This is a genomic window from Knoellia sp. S7-12 (assembly GCF_040518285.1).
GTDB lineage: Bacteria > Actinomycetota > Actinomycetes > Actinomycetales > Dermatophilaceae > Knoellia.
Genome location: NZ_CP155449.1, coordinates 1,256,991 through 1,276,784 on the forward strand (window position 1 = coordinate 1,256,991; position 19,794 = coordinate 1,276,784).

Annotated in this window: 17 protein-coding genes; 11 read left to right on the forward strand and 6 right to left on the reverse strand. The window is 69.2% G+C overall.

Annotated elements, in window-relative coordinates:
- Positions 1 to 75: 75 nt before the first annotated feature.
- Positions 76 to 1,677 carry a DEAD/DEAH box helicase gene (locus V6K52_RS06105; RefSeq protein WP_353952996.1) on the reverse strand — a complete coding sequence of 534 codons (1,602 nt, stop codon included), beginning with the start codon at positions 1,675 to 1,677 and terminating at the stop codon, positions 76 to 78.
- 199 nt (positions 1,678 to 1,876) lie between these two features.
- Here V6K52_RS06105 and V6K52_RS06110 point away from each other — a divergent pair, with 199 nt between their 5' ends.
- Positions 1,877 to 2,554, forward strand: coding sequence for a ferritin-like fold-containing protein (locus V6K52_RS06110; RefSeq protein WP_353952997.1), 678 nt, complete (start codon positions 1,877 to 1,879; stop codon positions 2,552 to 2,554).
- A 104-nt stretch (positions 2,555 to 2,658) separates the two neighbouring features.
- Here V6K52_RS06110 and V6K52_RS06115 read toward each other — a convergent pair whose 3' ends face one another.
- From V6K52_RS06115 to V6K52_RS06125, 3 genes are all read right to left on the reverse strand, one after another.
- Positions 2,659 to 2,931, reverse strand: coding sequence for a GlsB/YeaQ/YmgE family stress response membrane protein (locus V6K52_RS06115; RefSeq protein ID WP_353952998.1), 273 nt, complete (start codon positions 2,929 to 2,931; stop codon positions 2,659 to 2,661).
- Positions 2,932 to 3,125: 194 nt separating this feature from the next.
- A complete protein-coding gene (locus V6K52_RS06120) occupies positions 3,126 to 3,350 on the reverse strand; it encodes a DUF3107 domain-containing protein (RefSeq protein WP_353952999.1) in 225 nt (74 codons plus the stop codon).
- Positions 3,351 to 3,412: 62 nt separating this feature from the next.
- The gene (locus V6K52_RS06125; protein WP_353953000.1) at positions 3,413 to 4,054 is read right to left on the reverse strand and encodes a TetR/AcrR family transcriptional regulator; all 642 of its coding nucleotides are present in this window, start codon (positions 4,052 to 4,054) and stop codon (positions 3,413 to 3,415) included.
- A gap of 93 nt (positions 4,055 to 4,147) precedes the next feature.
- Here V6K52_RS06125 and V6K52_RS06130 point away from each other — a divergent pair, with 93 nt between their 5' ends.
- The 3 genes from V6K52_RS06130 to V6K52_RS06140 are packed head-to-tail and all read left to right on the forward strand — an operon-like array spanning position 4,148 to position 11,910.
- Positions 4,148 to 5,380: a ThiF family adenylyltransferase gene (locus V6K52_RS06130; protein WP_353953001.1), complete on the forward strand. Its 1,233-nt coding sequence runs from the start codon at positions 4,148 to 4,150 to the stop codon at positions 5,378 to 5,380.
- A 51-nt stretch (positions 5,381 to 5,431) separates the two neighbouring features.
- Positions 5,432 to 8,575, forward strand: a complete 3,144-nt coding sequence (locus V6K52_RS06135) for an ATP-dependent DNA helicase (RefSeq protein WP_353953002.1) — start codon at positions 5,432 to 5,434, stop codon at positions 8,573 to 8,575.
- Positions 8,572 to 11,910 (forward strand): UvrD-helicase domain-containing protein, encoded by a 3,339-nt coding sequence (locus V6K52_RS06140; protein WP_353953003.1) that lies wholly within the window; start codon positions 8,572 to 8,574, stop codon positions 11,908 to 11,910. The genes V6K52_RS06135 and V6K52_RS06140 overlap by 4 nt, the downstream gene beginning before the upstream one ends.
- Here V6K52_RS06140 and V6K52_RS06145 read toward each other — a convergent pair.
- Positions 11,876 to 13,432, reverse strand: coding sequence for a macrolide 2'-phosphotransferase (locus V6K52_RS06145; protein WP_353953004.1), 1,557 nt, complete (start codon positions 13,430 to 13,432; stop codon positions 11,876 to 11,878). The two genes, V6K52_RS06140 and V6K52_RS06145, sit on opposite strands and share 35 nt — an antisense overlap.
- A gap of 39 nt (positions 13,433 to 13,471) precedes the next feature.
- On the opposite strand from V6K52_RS06145, the gene nudC reads away from it, so the two are divergent.
- Positions 13,472 to 14,416 (forward strand): NAD(+) diphosphatase, encoded by a 945-nt coding sequence (gene nudC / locus V6K52_RS06150; RefSeq protein WP_353953005.1) that lies wholly within the window; start codon positions 13,472 to 13,474, stop codon positions 14,414 to 14,416.
- On the opposite strand, the gene V6K52_RS06155 is transcribed toward nudC, so the two are convergent.
- A complete protein-coding gene (locus V6K52_RS06155; protein WP_353953006.1) occupies positions 14,417 to 14,677 on the reverse strand; it encodes a mycoredoxin in 261 nt (86 codons plus the stop codon).
- 58 nt (positions 14,678 to 14,735) lie between these two features.
- Here V6K52_RS06155 and V6K52_RS06160 point away from each other — a divergent pair, with 58 nt between their 5' ends.
- The 6 genes from V6K52_RS06160 to V6K52_RS06185 all read left to right on the forward strand — a co-directional run bounded on the left by V6K52_RS06160 (position 14,736) and on the right by V6K52_RS06185 (position 19,786).
- The gene (locus tag V6K52_RS06160; RefSeq protein WP_353953007.1) at positions 14,736 to 16,931 is read left to right on the forward strand and encodes an ATP-dependent DNA helicase UvrD2; all 2,196 of its coding nucleotides are present in this window, start codon (positions 14,736 to 14,738) and stop codon (positions 16,929 to 16,931) included.
- 128 nt (positions 16,932 to 17,059) lie between these two features.
- Positions 17,060 to 17,290 (forward strand): hypothetical protein, encoded by a 231-nt coding sequence (locus tag V6K52_RS06165; protein WP_353953008.1) that lies wholly within the window; start codon positions 17,060 to 17,062, stop codon positions 17,288 to 17,290.
- 148 nt (positions 17,291 to 17,438) lie between these two features.
- Entirely contained in the window at positions 17,439 to 17,726 is a 288-nt protein-coding gene (locus tag V6K52_RS06170) for a WhiB family transcriptional regulator (protein WP_353953009.1), read from the forward strand.
- A gap of 574 nt (positions 17,727 to 18,300) precedes the next feature.
- Positions 18,301 to 18,729: a cysteine dioxygenase family protein gene (locus V6K52_RS06175; protein WP_353953010.1), complete on the forward strand. Its 429-nt coding sequence runs from the start codon at positions 18,301 to 18,303 to the stop codon at positions 18,727 to 18,729.
- The gene (locus V6K52_RS06180; protein ID WP_353953011.1) at positions 18,726 to 19,139 is read left to right on the forward strand and encodes a rhodanese-like domain-containing protein; all 414 of its coding nucleotides are present in this window, start codon (positions 18,726 to 18,728) and stop codon (positions 19,137 to 19,139) included. Before V6K52_RS06175 ends, V6K52_RS06180 begins: the two co-directional genes overlap by 4 nt.
- A gap of 68 nt (positions 19,140 to 19,207) precedes the next feature.
- On the forward strand, positions 19,208 to 19,786 hold the full coding sequence (locus V6K52_RS06185) for an HhH-GPD-type base excision DNA repair protein (RefSeq protein ID WP_353953012.1): 579 nt from the start codon (positions 19,208 to 19,210) through the stop codon (positions 19,784 to 19,786).
- Positions 19,787 to 19,794: the final 8 nt, after the last annotated feature.

A 19,794-nucleotide genomic window follows, 5' to 3' on the forward strand; every position in this document is an offset into this window, starting at 1 on the left:
CGCAAAGCCTGACCGCCCGCACTCCCATGGGAACGCGGGCGGTCAGGTCGAGCGTGGTTCGTGGCGGAGCCAGGCTCAGTCGGTCGCGGGGGCGGCATTGCCGCCGCGGGTGCGGCGACGGCTGCGGTTGCGTCGCGGCTCGGTCGAACCCTCAGCTGGGGCATCAGCGGATGCGCGAGGCGCCTCGGTGCGAGGACGATCGCCATCGCGTCCGCCTCGACCGCCGTCACGCGAGCCACCGTCACGGCCGCCGCGACCACCGTCACGGGAGCCGCCACCGGATGGGCGACGACCACCGGACTTGCCGGTCTCGCCCAGGTCCTCGAGCTTCTCTGCGCCGAGACCTGCACGCGTCTGCTGCGCCTTGGCCAGGCGGCCCTTGGATCCGAGCGGGATGTCCATCTGCGCATAGAAGTGGTCCGACGAGGAGTAGGTCTCCTCGGGGTCCGGGATCCCGAGATCGAGGGCCTTGTTGATCATCGTCCAGCGGTGCAGATCGTCCCAGTCGACGAACGTCACGGCAATGCCGGTCTGTCCTGCACGGCCGGTGCGACCGATGCGGTGGACGTAGGTCTTCTCGTCTTCGGGGCACTGGTAGTTGATGACGTGCGTGACGTTCTCGACGTCGATGCCTCGGGCCGCGACATCGGTGGCGACGAGGACGTCGACCTTGCCCGAGCGGAAGGCACGCAGCGCCTGCTCACGAGCGCCCTGACCGAGGTCACCATGGATGGCAGCGGCCGCGAAGCCACGCTCGGCCAGGTCGTCGGCGACCTTGGCGGCGGTGCGCTTGGTGCGGCTGAAGACGATGGTGAGGCCGCGCCCGTTGGCCTGGAGCATGCGGGCCAGCATCTCGACCTTGTCCATCGCGTGGGCGCGGTAGACGTGCTGGGTGATGGCCTTGACGGTCTGCGAGGTGTCGCCCTCACCCTCCTGCATGGCGCGGATGTGTGTCGGCTGCGTCATGTAGCGACGCGCCAGCGCGACGACCGCACCCGGCATCGTGGCTGAGAAGAGCATGGTCTGGCGGCCCGGTGACGTCATCGCGAGCAGCTTCTCGACGTCGGGGAGGAAGCCGAGGTCGAGCATCTCGTCGGCCTCGTCGAGGACGACGGTCTTGGCGTGCGACAGGTCGAGGTGGCCCTGCTTGGCAAGGTCGATGAGGCGACCCGGGGTGCCGACGACGACCTCGACACCCTTGGTCAGGGCGTCGATCTGCGGCTCGTAGGCGCGACCGCCATAGACGGTGAGGACGCGGATGCCACGAGCCTTGCCGGCCCGCTCGAGGTCGGCGGACACCTGGACGGCGAGCTCACGGGTCGGGGCAACGGCAAGCGCCTGGGGCTTGCCCTTGTGGGTGAAGCCCTCCCACTTGTCGTCACCGCGAGCAATGACCTTGTTGAGGAGGGGGATGCCGAACCCGAGCGTCTTGCCCGTGCCGGTCTTGGCCTGACCGATGATGTCGTGGCCCCCGAGAGCGACGGGCAGGGTCATGGCCTGGATCGGGAACGGCGTCGTGATGCCGTGGGCAGCAAGGGCAGAGACGATGTCAGGGTGGATGGCGAAGTCCGAGAACAACTGGACGTCGGCGGTGGCCTGCTTCGTGGCCTCGATGGCTGCGTCGTCGGGGATGGCCTCGGCGGTCAGGTCGGCAGGGATGGTTGATGCGTCTGTCATGGGAACTCTCTGATCGGCGGCGTCACGCGCGTGAGGTCATCGCCGCTGTGGCGGGCCGATCGGAGTTCTTCGGGTGGGGCTCCCGTTGGCGGGACCCTCACAGAGGTGTTCGTCGTGCCGACCGGGCACCGTGGACTTCCTCAGCCTACCGCGCTGTATCCCGGCCGGCCGTCGGGCCCGGGTCGCTAGGCTGCGCAACATGGAGACGAACGGAGCGACGGGACTGGACGATCCGGCATACAGGGCCGCGGTCGTTGACCTGCTGGGGGTCCTGGCCTACGGCGAACTGACGGCCTGCATCCGGATGGCGACGGACTCGGACCTCGCACCGTCCCTGCGGATCAAGGCGCAGATGGCGGGTTTTGCCGCGGCTGAGTACCGCCAGTACGAACTGCTCGTCGACCGACTCACTGCTCTCGGCGTCGACGCCGAGACGGCCATGCAGCCGTTCGTGACGCCGTTCACGGGCTTCCACGACCGGACACGCCCCAAGAGCTGGGTCGAGGGGCTCATCAAGGCCTACGTCGGTGACGGCATCGCCAAGGACTTCTATCGCGAGATGGCCTCGTTCGTCGACGACGAGACACGGGCCGTCATGGACCGCGCCCTCGACGACGCCGGTGCGGGCGACTTCATCGTCTCCGTCGTCCGCGACGCGATCCAGACCGACCGGACGGCCACGGGCAAGCTCAGTCTGTGGGGTCGCCGACTGCTCGGGGAGGCGCTCAGCCAGGGGCAGTCCGTCGCGGTGGAGCGGGAGGCACTGACGGGCCTGCTCGTCGGTGGAGGCGCGGACCTCACCGCCATCGGCCAGATGTTCACCCGCCTGACCGACCGGCACAGCCAGCGCATGTCGCGCCTCGGCCTCTCCGCCTGACCGTCCGCTCCCGGCTCGCCGCCCCACACCTGGTTCAGGCATGGGGGAAGGCCCCGATCCTCAGATGAGGATCGGGGCCTTCGCCGTGTTGCTGTCAGGCGCTGTCAGCGAACCTGCTTCTTGTCGGTCACTGCGCCGTAACCCACGATGAGGGCGGCGGCGACGATGACGCCGATGATGAGGGCGATCCAGTCGATCCCGCCGGTGTCACTCTTGTTGAGCAGGCCTGTCCAGACCCAGCTGCCGATGAGTGCACCGAGGATGCCGAGGATAACCGTCACCACGGTGGAGATGTTCTGCTTTCCGGGGAGGACCAGACGAGCCAAGGCTCCGATGATCGCTCCGAGAATCACGGTCACAATGATGGTGGTGATCACGGGCAGTCCTTTCTTGGCCCTTGCGGGCCGAATGTCGTCACCCAGTTGGTGACTTCGACATATCGAGCCTATGCCACATTTGGCGTCCAAAGTGCACAGCGCGTGGCCCAGTCTGCAGAGGTGCTGATTTGCATCCCGGCAGGTCAGGGCATGTTTTGCGGATGTGCGGGGGCGGCAACCGGGTTGTGACGCCCTCAGATCTGACCGAAGCCGACCTTGCTCTTCTCGGACTCGCCGACCAGGACCCAACCGAGGGCGCGGCCGGGGATGAGGAGTTCGCGGCCCTTGGTGTCGGTGAGGCGCAAAATGCCTCCCTCCGCCAGCGCGGCGTCGATGGCCTTGGACACCTCGGCGGGTGAGGAGTCGGTCTCGAGTGCGATCTCGCGTGCGACGTTCTGCACGCCGATGTTGACCTCCACGGTCGGTCACCTTTCGTTCGTGATGGCCGCTCGGCAGGAGCCGAGGACCTCTTCACGAGAGGCTAACCGTGCACCGCCTCGGATCGTTCCCCGCCCGCTATCGGCAGGGATCCGATGCCGCGCCACATGAGCGCGGTGACGAGGCCGCTGGCTTCGTCCCTGTCGAGTCCGGACTCGGCCGCCAGCCAGTGCCGAGCGGTGATCTGGGACATGCCAGCGAGCCCGGTGGCCAGAAGCATGGCGTGCTCGTCGGGGATTCCGGCATCGTGCACGATGACGTCGGCGATGGCCTCGGCGCAGGCGAGCTCGAGACTGTCGAGTCGGGCGCGGACCTGCGGAACACCGGTGAGGTCGGACTCGAAGATCATTCGGAATGCGGCACCCTCGCGGGACACGAAGTCGAAGTAGGCACTGATCGTCGCGCGGACACGATCCTGGTTGTCCTCGGCGGGCTCCTGCATGGCTTCACGGACGAGGCGCTCGAGGGTGTGGCAGTGCTCGTCGAGGAGAGCGAGATAGAGCTCGAGCTTGCCCGGGAAGTGCTGATAGAGCACCGGCTTGGACACTCCTGCGTGCTCAGCGATGTCATCCATCGCGGCCGCGTGGTAGCCCCGCTCGACGAACACGGACTGTGCCGCCTCGAGCAACTGGGCCCTGCGCTCGGATCGTGGCATGCGCTGTCCGCGGTGAGTGCTGGTGTCCATGGGAGTCCTGTCTGCGCTACTCATTCAGTGTGGTGCGGGTCATCGTACGGAACGTGGGAGTCGGGTGGGGGCGCACGGACGTATCGTGGCCGGGTGGACGCCGTGGACAGGACAAGCGGGCGTATGCCGCTCGCACCCGTCGGGGGCGAGCTCTCGCCTTCCGAGCGGACGCGCTTTGCGCGCCACGTGATCCTTCCGGGCATCGGTGACACGGGGCAGCGCCGACTCCGGGCGGCACGAGTTCTCGTCGTCGGTGCCGGTGGTCTGGGGTCGCCGATCCTGCTCTACCTCGCCGCCGCGGGAGTCGGACATCTGACGGTCGTCGACGACGACGTGGTCGAGTCGACCAATCTGCAGCGCCAGGTCGTTCACGGTGTGACCGACGTCGGTCGGCCCAAGGTCGAGTCGGCCGTGGCAGCGCTGCAAGACCTGGCACCGGACGTGGTGGTCTCGCCAGTGGGCGAGCGCCTCACCGCCGCCAACGTCCTCGATCTCGTCGCCGACCATGACGTCGTCGTGGACGGTGCGGACAATTTCCCGACCCGCTACCTCGTCGGCGACGCGTCCGCCCGCCTCGGAGTCCCGCACGTGTGGGGGTCGGTCTATCAGCACGATGCGCAGACCAGCGTCTGGTGGGCCGGAGAAGGGCCGTGCTATCGCTGTGTCTTCCCCAACCCTCCGCCGCCCGGCGCCGTGCCGTCGTGCTCGACTGGCGGGGTGCTCGGTGCCAGTTGTGGCGCGGTCGGGTCGGTGATGGCCGAGGAGGTGGTGAAGCTCCTCATCGGGGTGGGTGAACCCCTTGTCGGACGCCTGCTGCTGCACGATGCCTGGCGTCAGGAGTGGAGCACCCTCCCCGTCGCTGCCGACCCCGACTGCGTCGTGTGTGGTGTCGGGGCGGACCCCTATCGTCCCCTGGGGATCGAAGGAGAGACGTCGACCGGAGCAGACTCGCTCGACGAATCCTCCACTGTTGCAGCGCAATCCGCATTGCCATCGATCTCTGCCGCTGCTCTGGCCCTGCGGTTGCGCGACCGTGCTGAGGGTGCCGACGGCTTCGTCCTCGTCGATGTCCGCGAGCCGGGCGAGCGTGAGGTCGTGACCATTCCTGGTGCCGTGCCCCTCCCGCTCGCGCAGGTGCGCGCAGACAACGGTGACGCGATCGCGCAGCTCGCAGACGGCATACCGGCGCTGGTGTATTGCAAGTCGGGAGCGCGCTCTGCCGAGGCTGTCCGTCTCCTGCGTGGGCGAGGTGTCGACGCATTCGATGTCTCCGGCGGAGTACTGGCCTGGGTGAACGATGTCGATCCGAGCCTGCCCACCTACTGACGGACGTCGGCGGCAGAGACCGATGTCGGACGGTCGTGATGGGATCGGCACGTGTTGACCCTTCGACGTGCCGCGACGACCGAGACCGCTGTGCCGGTCCTCGATGCCGTGCAGCAGTCGGTCGTCGACTGGCGGGGGACTGGCGTGTTGCGCGTGCTCGGCGCCCCGGGGACGGGCAAGTCGACGGTCGCCGTGGAGGTGGTGGCCGCGCACGTGGCCGACGGCGTCCGCCCCGACCAGTGCCTGCTCCTCGCCTCCTCGCGACGAAGTGCCGCGCGACTGCGCGATCAGGTGACTGCGCGCGTGGGCGGCACCTCGACCGAGCCGCTTGCGCGCACGTTCCCGTCGTTCGGTTTTGGGGTGTTGCGGGCTTCGGCAGCGCTCGTGGGCGACGCTCCACCACGGCTGCTCAGCGGGCCCGAGCAGGACGTCGTGCTCCGAGAGCTTCTCGCCGGCCACGCGTCCGGCGAGAGCATTGGCCCTCGCTGGCCCGAGCGGGTCCGTCTGGCGCTGCCGACCCGAGCGTTCCGCGCCGAGCTGCGCGACCTTCTCATGCGTGCAGTCGAGCTCGGACTCGACCCGGACGAGCTGCTCCAGCTGGGCATCCTCCACGGTCGCGACGAGTGGGTGGCGGGGGCTGAGCTGCTTCGTGAATACGACGAGGTGACCGCGCTGCTGACTCCCGGCGCGTTCGACCCGGCGTGGATCCTCGGCGCGGCCGCGAGCGCCCTCGCCGGCGATGAGGATCTTGCCGACTCACTCACCTCGTCCCTGCGGCTCGTCGTGGTCGACGACGCCCAGGAGATGACGCCCGCTGCGCTGCGGCTGCTCGAGGTCCTGCGACGCGTGGCCCCCACTGCCGGCACGGTCCTCCTCGGCGACCCGGACAGCGCCACCCAGACGTTCCGTGGGGGTGACCCGACGCTGCTGGCCCGGGAGTGGGCCGTCCTCGGCGACGGGCCGACCGTCGTCCTGCCACGCAGCCACCGGCTGCCCGAGCGGCTGCGCGCCGTGACGAACGCCGTGGCCGGACACATCGGGGTGCTCGGTGACGCGACCCATCGCAAGGCCGAAGCGGCTGGCGACGGCGGGTCGGCCGAGGTGCACCTGCTGAGGTCCGCGAGCCAGGAGGCGGGGTTCATCGCCTCACGCCTGCGGGCGGCCCACCTGCTCGACGACGTGCCGTGGTCCGACATGGCGGTCATCGTGCGTGGACAGTCGCGCAGTGCGGCGTTGCGGCGTGCTCTGCAGTCCTCGGGGGTGCCGGTCAGTGCCGCCGAGGCCGAGCTTCCGGTGCGCGACGAACCTGCGGTCAGGCCGCTGCTCACGCTCCTCCAGGTCGTCAGCGACCTCGCGCTCGAGCGGACCGAGGAGGTGCCCGTGGAGGTGGCGCTCGACGTGCTCGTCTCGCCTCTTGGGGCCGCGGATCCGGTGGAGCTGCGACGGCTGCGTCGGGCCCTTCGGCGCGACGAGCTCGACGCCGGCGGATCGCGCACCAGCGACGAACTCATCGCCGAGGTGCTGCTGCGCCCCGCTGTTCACGACCGGCTGGGTCTCGAGGGCCGCTCGGTGCAGCGCATCGGACGGATGATCCGGGCCGGGGTCGAGGCATGCAGTGCCGTCGACGGCGGCTGGGGCCCGGGCGTTTCGGCCGAGGGCATCCTCTGGGCGATGTGGGACGCCTCCCGGCTGGCGAGCCAGTGGCGCGAGACGGCGCTGGGCGGTGGAGCGGCGGGTGCCCGCGCCGATCGTGACCTCGATGCTGTGCTGGCTGTGCTCCGCGCCGCCGCGACCTACGGCGAACGTCTGCCGGGTTCCTCGCCCGAGGCCTTCCTCCATCACATCCTCGGCCAGGACGTGCCCGGTGACACGCTCGCGGCGCGTGCCCCGGCCGGCGAGGCGGTCTCGCTCCTCACGCCGCAGTCGGCCGCGGGACGTCAATGGCCCCTGGTTGTGGTCGCCGGTGTGCAGGAGGGCAGCTGGCCCGACCTTCGACTGCGCGGCTCACTCCTCGGTTCCCAGGACCTCGTCGACGTGGTGCGTGGCCGCGAGGGAGGCCACCGGGCCGCCCTCGCCGCAGTGCGGCATGACGAGACCCGACTCTTCCACGTCGCGGTGTCACGGGCGACCCGTTCTCTGCTTGTCACTGCGGTGCGCAGTGAGGACGAACAGCCTTCTCCCTACCTCGATGTCGTCGACCCCCTGCCCGATGACGCCGACCGTCGTGAGCCGAGCGACTGGGCTCGACCCGTGACGCTTCCCGCGCTGGTCGGTGCCCTGCGGCGCGATGTCGTGTCCAGTGATGCCCGCCGTCGGGGTGGTGCCATCACTGGGCTGGCCCGGCTCGCTCGCGCTGGCGTCCCCGGTGCTGATCCTGCCTCGTGGTGGGTGTTGCACGCACTGTCCGACGAGCGACCTCGCCGCGGGCCGGATGACACGGTGCGGGTCGGGCCGTCGGCGATCGACGGGTTCACCTCGTGCCAGCTCAAGTGGGCGCTCACCAAGGTCGGTGGTGATGGCCCGATGATCGGCCAACGAGACATCGGCACGCTCATCCACGAGATCGCAGCCGAGGGTGACTCCGATGCCGCCACGATGCGGGCCACCCTTGACGAACGCTGGCCCCGACTCGGGCTGCCCCAGGGGTGGGCGACCGACCTCAAGCGCCGACAGGCAGAGGGGATGGTGGACCGGCTGGCGCGCTTCTTCAACGAGAACACGGCCGCCGGCTGGGGACGCCTCGCGGCCGAGTCGCGGATGAAGGTTGAGCTCGGACGGATCGTGCTGAGTGGCACGGTCGACCGCCTCGATGTCGGACCCTCCGGCGACGTGCGGGTCATCGACTACAAGACCGGCTCCAGCAAGCCGAAGGCCTCGGACGTCCCGCGCCACGGGCAGCTCGGTGCCTACCAGCTGGCAGTCGTCTCTGGCGGTTTCGAGGATCTCGAAGTCCCCGAGACGTCGTCGGGCGCAGCCCTGCTCCACGTCGGCAAGGCGGCGGGCAAGGCCACGACGATCCAGGTCCAGCCGCCACTGGCGCAGGACGACGACCCGGAGTGGGCGCAACGGCTCGTCGTCGACACCGGTGAACTGATGGGTGGCGCGACATTCGTCGCAACCCCGAGTGACGAGCTGTGCCGCACCTGTCCGGTGCGCAGCTCCTGCCCGGCCCAACCAGAGGGGAGGGCCCTATGAGCACCACGAGCACCTCGGATGCGCCGGCAGGCGCGGTTGCAGGTGTGCGGTGGTCGGCTGCGGCCGTCGCCGAAGCCATCGGCCTGCCGCACCGCCCCACCCCCGAACAGACCGCGGTCATCGAGGCACCACTACGTCCTCTCCTCGTCATCGCGGGCGCGGGCTCGGGCAAGACCGAGACGATGGCCGCGAGGGTCGTGTGGCTCGTGGCCAACGGGTTTGTCGAGCCCGAGGACGTGCTCGGCCTCACCTTCACCCGCAAGGCAGCCACCGAGCTCTCCGACCGCATCGGCAACCGCCTCGCCCAGCTGCGCCGTGTCGGGCTATGGACCCCCCAGGAGGTCGACGGCGCACCGTCGCTCGGGGCAGCCGTGAGCGTGTCGACCTACCACTCGTATGCCGGTCGGCTCGTGCGCGAGCACGGTCTCCGCCTTGGCTACGAGGCAGACACGCGACTGCTCTCCGAGGCCGCCGCCTGGCAGACAGCGCACGAGGCCGTCGCGCGCTATGACGGGCCCATGGACGAGGTCGACAAGGCCGAGTCCACCGTCACCGCGGCCGTCGTGGACCTCGCTGGCGAGATGGCGGAGCACCTCCAAACACCGGCAACCGTTGCAGCGCACTTGGATCGAGTCATCGATCACCTTGAGCAGCTCGAGCGAGGAGACACCAAGAAGCGGGTCAACCCCCTGGCCGCCGAACTCACGAACCTGCGACTTCGACGAGCTGTGCTGCCCATCGTCGACCGCTACGCCCAGCTCAAGCGCAGTCGTGACGCGATGGACTTCGCCGACCAGATGGCGCTCGCAGCACGCCTTTCGATGACCTTCGACGACATCGGTGCGATCGAGCGTGCCCGGCACCGCGTCGTGCTGCTCGACGAGTTCCAGGACACGTCCGAGGCGCAGCTGGCGCTGCTCAAGGCGCTCTATGTCGCACCGGGCGAGACGTCGGCCGTCACCGCAGTCGGTGACCCGCACCAGTCGATCTACGGGTGGCGTGGGGCGAGCGCGACGACCCTCACCCGGTTCGCGGTGGAGTTCGGCGACCCCGAGCCTGCGCGCAAGCTCGACCTGTCGACGAGCTGGCGCAACGACAGCGCGATCCTCGACGTGGCCAACCACCTGGCGCGGCCGCTGCGCGCGGCATCGCGAGTTCCCGTCGAGCCACTGTCGTCACGCCCTGGTGCAGGTGGCGGGTCCGTCGAGGTCGCCCGACTGCTCACAGCCGCTGACGAGGCTGACCACATCGCCCTCTGGCTCGCCGCGCACCGTTCACGAGGGGCCGTGAGTGCTGCGGTGCTCTGCCGCAAGCGAGCCGAGTTCGCCACGGTGACAGCGGCACTGGAGGAACACGGCATACCCCACGAGGTGGTTGGCCTGGGCGGCCTGCTCCTCACACCAGAGGTCGAGGACGTTGTCGCGCTGCTCCATGTCGTGCAGGACCCCGCGCGTGGTGACCACCTCATCCGGTTGCTCTCGGGTCCGATGATGCGACTCGGGATTGCCGACCTCGATGCCCTTGCGGCATGGTCGCGGGTGCAGCAACGCCAACGCGGGGGTGCGGTGGCCCGTCACGAGCGGGACCTCGCTCCCGATGCCGCCGACGCACCGAGCATCATCGAGGCGCTCGACGCCCTCCCTCCTCGAGGGTGGGTCGGCGACGAGGGAGAGCGGCTCGGCGACGTTGCCCGCGACCGGCTGGCCGGTCTTGCGGCCACCGTGCGGCGGATGCGCGGGCTCACCTTTCTCCCCCTGGCCGACCTCGTCCTCGAGGCCGAGAAGGCGCTCGGCCTCGACATCGAGGTCTTGTCGCGGCCCGAATACACCCCGGCCGCGGCGCGGGCGCACCTCGATGCCTTCGGTGATGTGGCCGCCCAGTTCTCGCAGAGCGCTGACCGGGCGACCCTCGGCGGGTTCCTCGACTGGATCAAGGCGGCCATCGACGAGGAGCGCGGTCTCGATCGTGGCTACGCAGACGCGACGTCGGACGCCGTTCAGGTCATGACGATCCACGCCGCCAAGGGCCTCGAGTGGGACGTCGTCGCCGTGCCGGCGCTGGTCGAGAGCACCTTCCCCGCCCACAACCTCCATTCGCCGAGCTTCAAGAATGGGGAGTGGCGCATCTCCGCGCCCAAGGACAAGGGTTGGCTGGCCGGCCTGCAGGACGGTGGGCTGCCCTACGAACTGCGCGGCGACCGTGACGGTCTGCCTGAGTTCGGCTGGCAGAGCGCGATCGGGTGGGACGAACTCGCCACTCGGCTCGAGGAGTTTGCCGTCGCCGGGGGCGAGCACGCGATCGCCGAGGAGCGTCGGCTCGCCTACGTCGCCTCCACCCGCGCCCGCCACGCCTTGCTGCTCACGGCCAGCGTGTGGAGTCGGCCCAAGACACCGCGCGTGACCTCACGCTTCCTCGACGAGGTGATGGCCCTCTCCGCCACCGAAGGCGGCTCGTCGCGGGCCCGCGTCGGTGTGTGGACAGATCTGCCCGAGCCGCCCGACGACGGGTCCTCCGTCGTCAAGCCCGGCACGGAGGATGGGCACGAGTTCGCCTGGCCGGTCGACCACCTGGGTCACCGTCGCGTGCGAGCGGATGCGGCTGCCCGTGCGGTGACTGAGGCTGTCACCGTCGCGCCGGGCACAGGTGGGGCCGCCGATGCCGGCCCGTGGGCACGTGAGCTGGAGGTCCTGCTCGCCGAACGCGCGTCGCGGCAGGCGCGCCACGACGATGTCGTCGAGTTGCCCTCCCACCTGTCGACGTCGTCCCTCGTCTCCTTCGCGAGCGACCCCGAGCGATTCGCTGCAGAGCTGCGGCGGCCCATGCCGTCGGCGCCCGCCGGGGCGGCCCGCCGGGGCACGGCTTTCCACGCCTGGGTGGAGGAGCACTACGCGCGCGCCGCGATCGTCGATCTTTTCGATCTCCCGGGCAGCGCCGACGACGACCCCATGGGCGACGAAGAGCTGCCAGCCATGCGCGAGCGATTCCTCGCGAGCCCGTGGGCCGCTCGAGAGCCGGTCGAGATCGAGACGGCGCTCGAGACCGTGGTCGATGGTGTCGCCATCCGTGGCCGCATCGATGCCGTGTTCGCCGACGTCGAGGGCGCAGAGTGGGTCATCGTCGACTGGAAGACCGGACGCCGCCCCTCCGGAGAAGTCGCGCGGATGCGCGCACTGCAACTCGCGGCATACCGGATTGCGTGGGCGCGACTACGCGGCATTGACCCGGAGCGGGTGAGTGGAGCGTTCTACTACGCCGGCACGGGTGAGACGGTCTGGCCAGATCTGGCGGACGAGGTGGAGATCAGCGACCTTCTCGCGGGAGTTCCCCGGGCGTGAGCCCGGCCTCCGGAGCGTCTTGCGCCTTCGGGACGTCTTGGTCGTCCCGTGTGGGCTCGGTCTCCGAGTCTGGACGCGATGCCAACCCGGGGATGGGCCGAGTGATCGACAGGTCCTCGTCGTCGTCCTTGTCGTCGCCGTCCTCGTCCTCGTCCTCGGGCACGACGTCTGGTCGCGGCTGGGCCTCGTCCTCAAGCTCGACTGCCGTGGCTGAGGTGGCTGAGGTGGCGCCGAAGGTCCGAGGCGTCCAGGCGACCTCGTCGTCGTGCGACGCATCCTCGATGACCGAGTCGCGATCGTCGGCGTGCTCGTCCTCCTCCTGGTAGGTCTCGTCAGCCACAACCGATTCCGTGGAGTCGTCGTAGTCGAGGTCGAGCCCGAGGGCGGAGTTTCTGAGGGGCTCTGCGGGCTCGGTCGTCTCTGCTGGCTCAGTCGTCTCGGCGACCTCGGTCTCCTTTGTGACCTGCCCTGGCGTCGGCTCGAACGCGACGTCCTCATCCTCGTCCTCGTCTTCCGCGACCGCAGGCGGGGGTGTGGCCCGACCTCTCAGAGCAACGGGCGTGAGGGAGGTGCGGCGATAGTCGTCGGCCGGGTCGTCGGCGTGCACGTCCTCGTCGAGTCGGCGCAGGCGGCTCGACAGACCCTCGACGGCCTCCTCGTCTCCCCGTGAGTCGGCGCGCATGAGTTGCGCCAGGACGCTCAGCTCTGCGGCGAGCCGAGCTCGGACCAGCAGGTTGGGGTCGGGCCGCTCCACCCGAGCGTGCGCGTAGGCCTCGAGGACGGTTTCGAGAGCGGCCGAATCCGCTTCCTCGACGAGAGCCGCGAAGTCATCGGCTGGATCAGCGACCTTGGCGTCCTCCCAGCCGGTGATGCCGCGAATGCGACCGGTGGATGCGTCGGAGTCGTCCTCGAACACCGCGAGCACCTGGTCGCCCGTGAGGTCGCCATGGATGGGCGTCGGAGCGAACCGCCACAGTGCCACGTCCTCGAGGGCCTGCTCCCAGCGCGCCAGCAGAGCCGTCGGCACCCGCCCGGACTCGGCTGCGCGATCCAGCTGGGCAAGCCGACGCGTGCGATAGGCATCCGCGTCGTAGGTCGGCATTCCGGCCTCGTCGAACAGGCGGGTGTCGGTGTTGTGCAGGGCGGCCAGGGCGCGTCCCAACTCGGCAGCAGGACCAGCGCCGGCGGGGAGGGTGTCGAAGTCGAGATTGTGGCCGGGAAGGTAGGGATAGACCATCGCCCGACCGCCACCCTTGAGTTCGACGAAGCCGCGCGGAGCCGGCACCGTGAAGGGCAGGCGTCGGGCCAACATCTGCAGCAAGGTCACCGTCAGGTCCATGCGCGCCGCCGCCAACTCACTGCGCGGCGCCCGAACCACCCATCGGCGATGCTCGGTGTCCTGGACGAAGGCGACGTCGTAGTCCTGTTCCGGCACGCTCGGCAGAGCCTCGACGCTCACCGGGTCCAGACCCGGCACGCCGGCGCTCGCGACGGCCGCAAGGAAGGTCGGGGTGCGTTCCACTCGTTCACCGTATGCCGTGAGGGCCCTTAGGGTGGGTACGTGGCGCGTGCAGCAGCGAGTCTTCCCTCCCTTGCCCTCTCCCGTGGTGGTCTCGACCGCCACAGCGAACTCCGTACCGAACCCGGACTTCTCGACGTCCTGCTCGATGATCCGGCCACCCGGGTGCTCGAGCTCGTCGGCGGTCGTGCCGAGGTCGAGGAGGGGGAGCAGGCCGAGGTGGCCCTGCGTTATCGCGCGCCGACCGCCAGCGATCGCGACCAGTTCGTGGCCTACCTCGGCCACGACGCACCCAGGGGTGGCACGGCATACCTCGTGTCTGTTGCCCCGGAGACGACCGCCACGGCCGACGATCCCCGGCGGCGCGGACTGCGCGCGGTCGGCGCGAGCCTCGGTGATCTCGATGCCGGAGTGCTCACGACGGCGACGGGCTTGGCGAACTGGCACGCGCGTCACGGCTTCTGCCCGCGGTGCGGATCACCCACGGAGCCGGCGCACTCGGGGTGGATCCGGGTGTGTCCGAACGACGAGAGCGAGCACTACCCCCGCACCGATCCGGCCGTGATCATGTCAGTCATCGACAACCAGGACCGGCTGCTCCTCGCCCGCGGGGTCGGGTTCGCCGCGCAGGGTATGTCGGTGTTGGCTGGCTTCGTCGAGCCGGGCGAGAGCCTGTCGAGCGCCGTGGCGCGTGAGGTGCACGAGGAGGTCGGGGTCACGGTGAGTGACGTCGCCTACCTGGGTGACCAGCCGTGGCCCTTTCCGTCATCGTTGATGATCGGTTTCACGGCGCGGGCAGTGACGACGGACCTCACCCTGCAGGAGAGCGAGATCGAGGCGGCCCGCTGGTTCGACCGCGACGAGTTCACCCGGGCTGTCGCTGACGGATCGTTGCTCATCTCCAGCCGGATCTCGATCGCCCGCCGGCTCATCGAGCACTGGTACGGCGGCGAGATCGACGTGGCCGACACGCCGGCCCGCAGCTGATCAGCTGGCGAGGCGCTGCTTGACCTCGGCCAGCGACGGGTTCGTCGCGGCGGTGCCGTCCGGGAAGACCACGGTGGGCACCGTCTGGTTGCCGCCGTTGACCTGCATCACGTAGACCGCGGCATCGTCGTCGCGCTCGATGTCGACGACGTCGACGGTGATGCCCTCGCGGTCGAGCTGCGACTTGAGGCGCCGGCAGTAGCCGCACCACGTGGTCGAGTACATCGTCACGCTTCCGGCGACGGGGTTCTTGGTGCTCATGGCGCTCCTGTGGACAGCCGAGGGTGGATGGTCGGACCTGCCACCTAGGATCGCACCGATGCCCATCCTGCCCTCACACCCCTCTGCTGACGCGATCCTCGACGGTCTCGACCCGGAGCAGCGAGAGGTGGCCGCCAACCCGTCCGGCCCGATGGTCGTGCTCGCGGGCGCCGGCACCGGCAAGACGCGTGCCATCACCCACCGCATTGCGTATGCCGTGCTGTCCGGTGCGCAGCAGCCGCAGCGCACGCTCGCTGTCACCTTCACGGCGCGGGCCGCGGGTGAGATGCGGACGCGGTTGCGTGACCTCGGTGTGGGTGGCGTCCAGGCTCGGACCTTCCACGCGGCGGCCCTGCGGCAGCTGCACTACTTCTGGCCACAGGCCATCGGTGGGGCGGCTCCCGAGGTCATGCCGCACAAGGCTGGCGCCGTCGCTGAGGCGGCGGGTCGGTTGCGAATGCGCTTCGACCGCACCGGTATTCGCGACCTCTCGGCAGAGGTCGAGTGGGCCAAGGTGAGCATGCTGACGTCCGAGACCTATGCCGCGGCCGCCCGGACGGCCGGACGTGAGGCGCCGGGTCTGGACCTCACCGCGATGGCCCGAGTCCTGGCGTCCTACGAAGAGGTCAAGGCCGAGCGCGGTGTCATCGACTTCGAGGACGTCCTGCTCGTCCTCGTCGGGATCCTTGAGGAGAACGACTCGGTGGCGCGCGCCGTGCGCGAGCAATATCGCAGCTTCGTCGTCGACGAGTACCAGGACGTCAACGCCCTCCAGCAGCGTCTGCTCGACCTGTGGCTCGCCGACCGTCAGGACATCTGTGTCGTGGGCGACCCGGCACAGACCATCTACTCGTTCACGGGTGCCTCTCCGGTCCACCTGCTCGGCTTCCGGGCCCGCCATCCCAAGGCGCAGCAGGTCGAGCTGGTGCGCAACTACCGTTCCACGCCCGAGATCGTCGGCCTCGCCAACCTTGTGCTGCGTTCGCCCAGCGGGGGTCGGCGCAGCGGCTCGGTCGTCCTCGAGGCCCAGCGTGAGGCTGGCCCGGCTCCGAGCCTCGTCAGTCACCCCGACGACCCGAGTGAGGCTGCTGCGGTCGCCGCCCAGATCAGTGACCTCATCGGCGGGGGTGCAGCGCCCGCAGACATCGCGGTGCTCTTCCGGACCAATGGTCAGTCCGAGAACGTCGAGTCGGCTCTCGCTGACCGCGGCATTCCCTATCTCGTCCGCGGTGGCGAGCGCTTCTTCCAGCGCAAGGAAGTGCGCGAGGCCATCGTCCTCATGCGTGGGGCGGCGCGCTCGGACGACGGGTCGGTGCCCTTGCCCGACCTCGTGCGCGACGTCCTGCTCGGCGCCGGGTGGTCGCGTCAGGCACCCAACGCTGGGGGAGCCGCACGCGAGCGGTGGGAGTCATTGGCCTCCCTGGCCGCGCTGGCCGACGACCTCACAGCAGCCGATGGTGAGGCGAGGATGCCAGCGTTCGTCCGGGAGCTCGACGAGCGCATGGCCTCGCAGCACGCGCCGTCGGTCCAGGGCGTCACTCTTGCGTCCCTCCACGCGGCCAAGGGCCTCGAGTGGGGGACGGTGTTCCTCATCGGTGCCTCCGACGGCTATCTGCCCATCTCGATGGCGGACACACCCGAGGCGATCGAGGAGGAGCGGCGGCTGCTCTATGTCGGTGTGACCCGTGCTCGCGATCGTCTCATCGTGTCGTGGTCGGGGGCCCGCACGCCGGGTGCGCGTGCCACCCGGCGCCCGTCGCGCTTCCTCGACGGCACGGCGAGCATTCTCGGCGAAGGGGCACGCTCGCAACCCAAGCGTGGATCACGGGTCGGCACGAGCGGCGGAGCCGGTGGGAAGACACCCAAGGCCCCACGGCGCAGCGTCTGTCGCACGTGCGGTGCCGACCTGTCGACGGCGGGGGAGCGCACAGTGGGCCGCTGCTCGACCTGTCCGGCCACCTATGACGAGGTCATGTTCGAACGCCTGCGTGAATGGCGGCTGGCCACGGCGCGCACAGCGAGCGTGCCGGCGTTCGTCGTCTTCACCGATGCCACCCTCACGGCCATCGCGGAGCAGACGCCATCCGACCTGGCGAGCCTCTCAGCGATCAGTGGCGTGGGTCAGCGCAAGCTCGACCTGTATGCCAGTCAGGTGCTGGCCGTCCTCGGCGGCGAATCCCCCGAGTCCGTGGTCCAATCCGCAACAAATTTTCAGAGCGAATCCGGTTCTGCTGCAACGGAATCCGGCGCCTGAGGCATGCACTCGCGAAATCAACCCATTAATTGCGTTGCACCCCGTCGTGGCGGTCCCCTAACCTGATCTGACACAGCACGGCAGCCGCCGTGCCACGACGTCACCAGACAGTGAGGAGGGTTGGCCGCATGGACATCATCAAGAGCAACGCGACGGATTACACCGTCCCGTTCCGCACGCGTGAGAGCCAGGGCGCACTGCCGACCCTCGCACCGATCTACGTTCCGGTCCAGGGGATCAGTGTGCCCGCTGCCGGCATGGCGAATTCCGCCGTCTTCGGCGCTGGATTCCGCGCCAATGCTGCCTCTGACCTCACCACGGGTGACCGCTCCGCCTCCTTCTTGGCGTCGCCGCTGTAGACCACAGCAGCGATTGGCCAAAAGGCCGCGGAACCCACCCGGGATCCGCGGCCTTTTTCGTTTGTCCGTCGATCCACAGACATCACAAATACCAACCGATCGAAGTACACGAACCCGCCCCGACCGGGCGGAGAAGGAGGTGACTCTCATGCAGCTGACTGACCTCATCGACGCACAGGAGTGCACTGCCGAACTCGGTGACGCCGTGCCCTGTCGTGAGAACGACTCTGAGATCTGGTTCGCCGACACCCCTGCCGGTGTCGAGTTCGCCAAGACCCTCTGCGGGACCTGCCCGATCAAGATCGCCTGCCTTGCGGGTGCCATCGATCGACAGGAGCCGTGGGGTGTCTGGGGTGGCGAGCTCTTCGAGCAGGGCGTCGTGATTCCCCGCAAGCGGCCCCGTGGCCGCCCGCGCAAGGACACCGTCGCGGCATGACCAACTCAGTGGCTGACCCAACGAACGACCTGTCGAGCGATCCGTCGATCGACACGTGAGCACATGACCACACATCTGGATCCTTGGAGGAACCATGTATCGCAGGCGAATGCAACAGGTTCGTCGCATCCTGCACGAGCGGAACGCGCACGAAGCGCAACGCCGTGCACAGGCGCACGTCGAGCGAGAACGAATGCTCGCCGAGGTCCGCATGATCGTGCGATGACCGATCGATTCGGTGCCGCTCCCGAACGCTGGGGGCGGCGCCGTTTCATGTCCGGAGCTGGTTATGCCGTCCCTTCCATTCCGTGAGACGCCCCAGTTTCCGGGTGGACCCGGCCCTGGGGCCGTGGTTCGCTCTTCCCATGTCGTCGACCGCAGCCGCCCGGAATTCCCCGGTCATGCCCGCTGCCGTCATGTGCTGTCGCTGTTCCTGCTGACCTCGCACAGCCTCGGTCGCCCCAAGCTGCGACCTCCACAGACGACACCCCTTAAGAGACTTCTATGACCCTTGCACGTTCGGCGTCGGCCCTTCCCGGCGTCAACACTTTCACCCCGGTCCCAGCTTCTGCGCGTGGCGCGGCTCTTCGCCGCCGACCCGGACCTTCCTGACCTGCTCCCGGTTCGCGCCGAGGATCCGGGGGGCCGGCGCTGGCACCAGCTCGCCGAGACCCACCATCTGCAGCTCTGGCTCATCGAATGGCCACCCGGCGCGAGCACCGGCTTTCACGACCACGCTGGATCGCGGGGCGCGTTCACGACGGTGCGGGGAGAGCTCACCGAGCGACAGGTCGTCCAGAAGGCCCTGCACACGCGGGTGCTGCCTGCGGGCGAGGGTCGGGCGTTCGGTGCCAACCACCTTCATGACGTCGTCAACAACGGCACCGAAGCCGCTCTGAGCGTCCACGCCTACTCGCCGCGACTCGACCAGATGACGCACTACGACCTCGTCGAGGGTGTCCTCGTCCCGGCTGGCGTCGAGCAGCGAGGTGAGAACTGGTGAGCGGCAACGGAATTGAGGAGTTGCTTGCACAGGCTCGCTCGCGTCTCGATCGGTTGTCTGCGCGCGATGCCTGGCGTGAGGTGCGCTCCGGTGCAGCGTGGCTCGTCGACATCCGTCCGGCGGCACAGCGCGCCGACGAGGGCGAGGTCGCTCCCGGTCTCGCGCCTCGCGTGATCGAGCGAAACGTTCTGGAGTGGCGCTTCGACCCGCGACAGGACGCCGTGCTTCCGGGTGTCGACTTCGACACTCGCGTCATCGTCATGTGTCAGGAGGGCTACACGTCGAGCCTTGCTGCTGATGCGTTGCGCTCACTCGGGTTGTCACACGCAACCGACCTCGTCGGTGGGTTCGCGGCGTGGCGAGGTGAGGGTCTGCCCATCGGCCGTCCAGCCCGCCAGCTGGGGTCGTAGGCAGACCCCTCGGTTCTTGCACCGCGCGACCCTTGGGGCGCTGTCGGGTCGTGCGGCAGGATGGACGCATGGCCAACCAGATCCGTATCGCCCAGGACGAGGTTGCCGACGAGGTGCTGTCCAACGACTCGTTCGCCCTGCTCACGGGCATGCTGCTCGATCAACAATTCCCCATGGAGCGAGCCTTCGCCGGACCGGCCAAGGTGCTCGAGCGCTTCGGCACCCTTGATCCGGCTGCCCTCGCGGCGGCCGAACCGGAGTCCTTCGCTGACCTGTGCTCGACTCCGCCGGCCGTCCACCGCTACGGGCGCTCGATGGCCGGCCGCATCCAGGCGCTCGCGACCGTCGTGCGTGACGACTACGACGGCGACGCGAGCCGCATCTGGGCCGACGCGACGACCGGCGACGAGCTCTTCAGGCGGGTCAAGAAGCTCCCCGGCTTCGGCGACCAGAAGGCCAGGATCTTTGTCGCGCTGCTGGCCAAGCAACTCGGTGTGCGCCCTGAGGGCTGGGACAAGGCTGCCGGCGCCTACTCGGAGGAGGGCAGCTTCCGCTCCGTGGCCGATGTCGTCGATGCCGACTCGCTACAGAAGGTGCGCGACTTCAAGAAGGCGACCAAGGCGGCGGCCAAGGCCGGCAAGGACTGAGCCGCACG

Excerpts from the sequence above, each read along its gene's own strand:
- V6K52_RS06125 (WP_353953000.1), bottom strand. The coding sequence starts at position 4,054 with ATGGACACCAGCACTCACCGCGGACAGCGCATGCCACGATCCGAGCGC.
- V6K52_RS06185 (WP_353953012.1), top strand. The coding sequence starts at position 19,208 with ATGGCCAACCAGATCCGTATCGCCCAGGACGAGGTTGCCGACGAGGTG.
- V6K52_RS06110 (WP_353952997.1), top strand. The coding sequence starts at position 1,877 with ATGGAGACGAACGGAGCGACGGGACTGGACGATCCGGCATACAGGGCC.
- V6K52_RS06140 (WP_353953003.1), top strand. The coding sequence starts at position 8,572 with ATGAGCACCACGAGCACCTCGGATGCGCCGGCAGGCGCGGTTGCAGGT.
- V6K52_RS06165 (WP_353953008.1), top strand. The coding sequence starts at position 17,060 with ATGGACATCATCAAGAGCAACGCGACGGATTACACCGTCCCGTTCCGC.
- V6K52_RS06160 (WP_353953007.1), top strand. The coding sequence starts at position 14,736 with ATGCCCATCCTGCCCTCACACCCCTCTGCTGACGCGATCCTCGACGGT.
- V6K52_RS06170 (WP_353953009.1), top strand. The coding sequence starts at position 17,439 with ATGCAGCTGACTGACCTCATCGACGCACAGGAGTGCACTGCCGAACTC.
- V6K52_RS06105 (WP_353952996.1), bottom strand. The coding sequence starts at position 1,677 with ATGACAGACGCATCAACCATCCCTGCCGACCTGACCGCCGAGGCCATC.
- V6K52_RS06155 (WP_353953006.1), bottom strand. The coding sequence starts at position 14,677 with ATGAGCACCAAGAACCCCGTCGCCGGAAGCGTGACGATGTACTCGACC.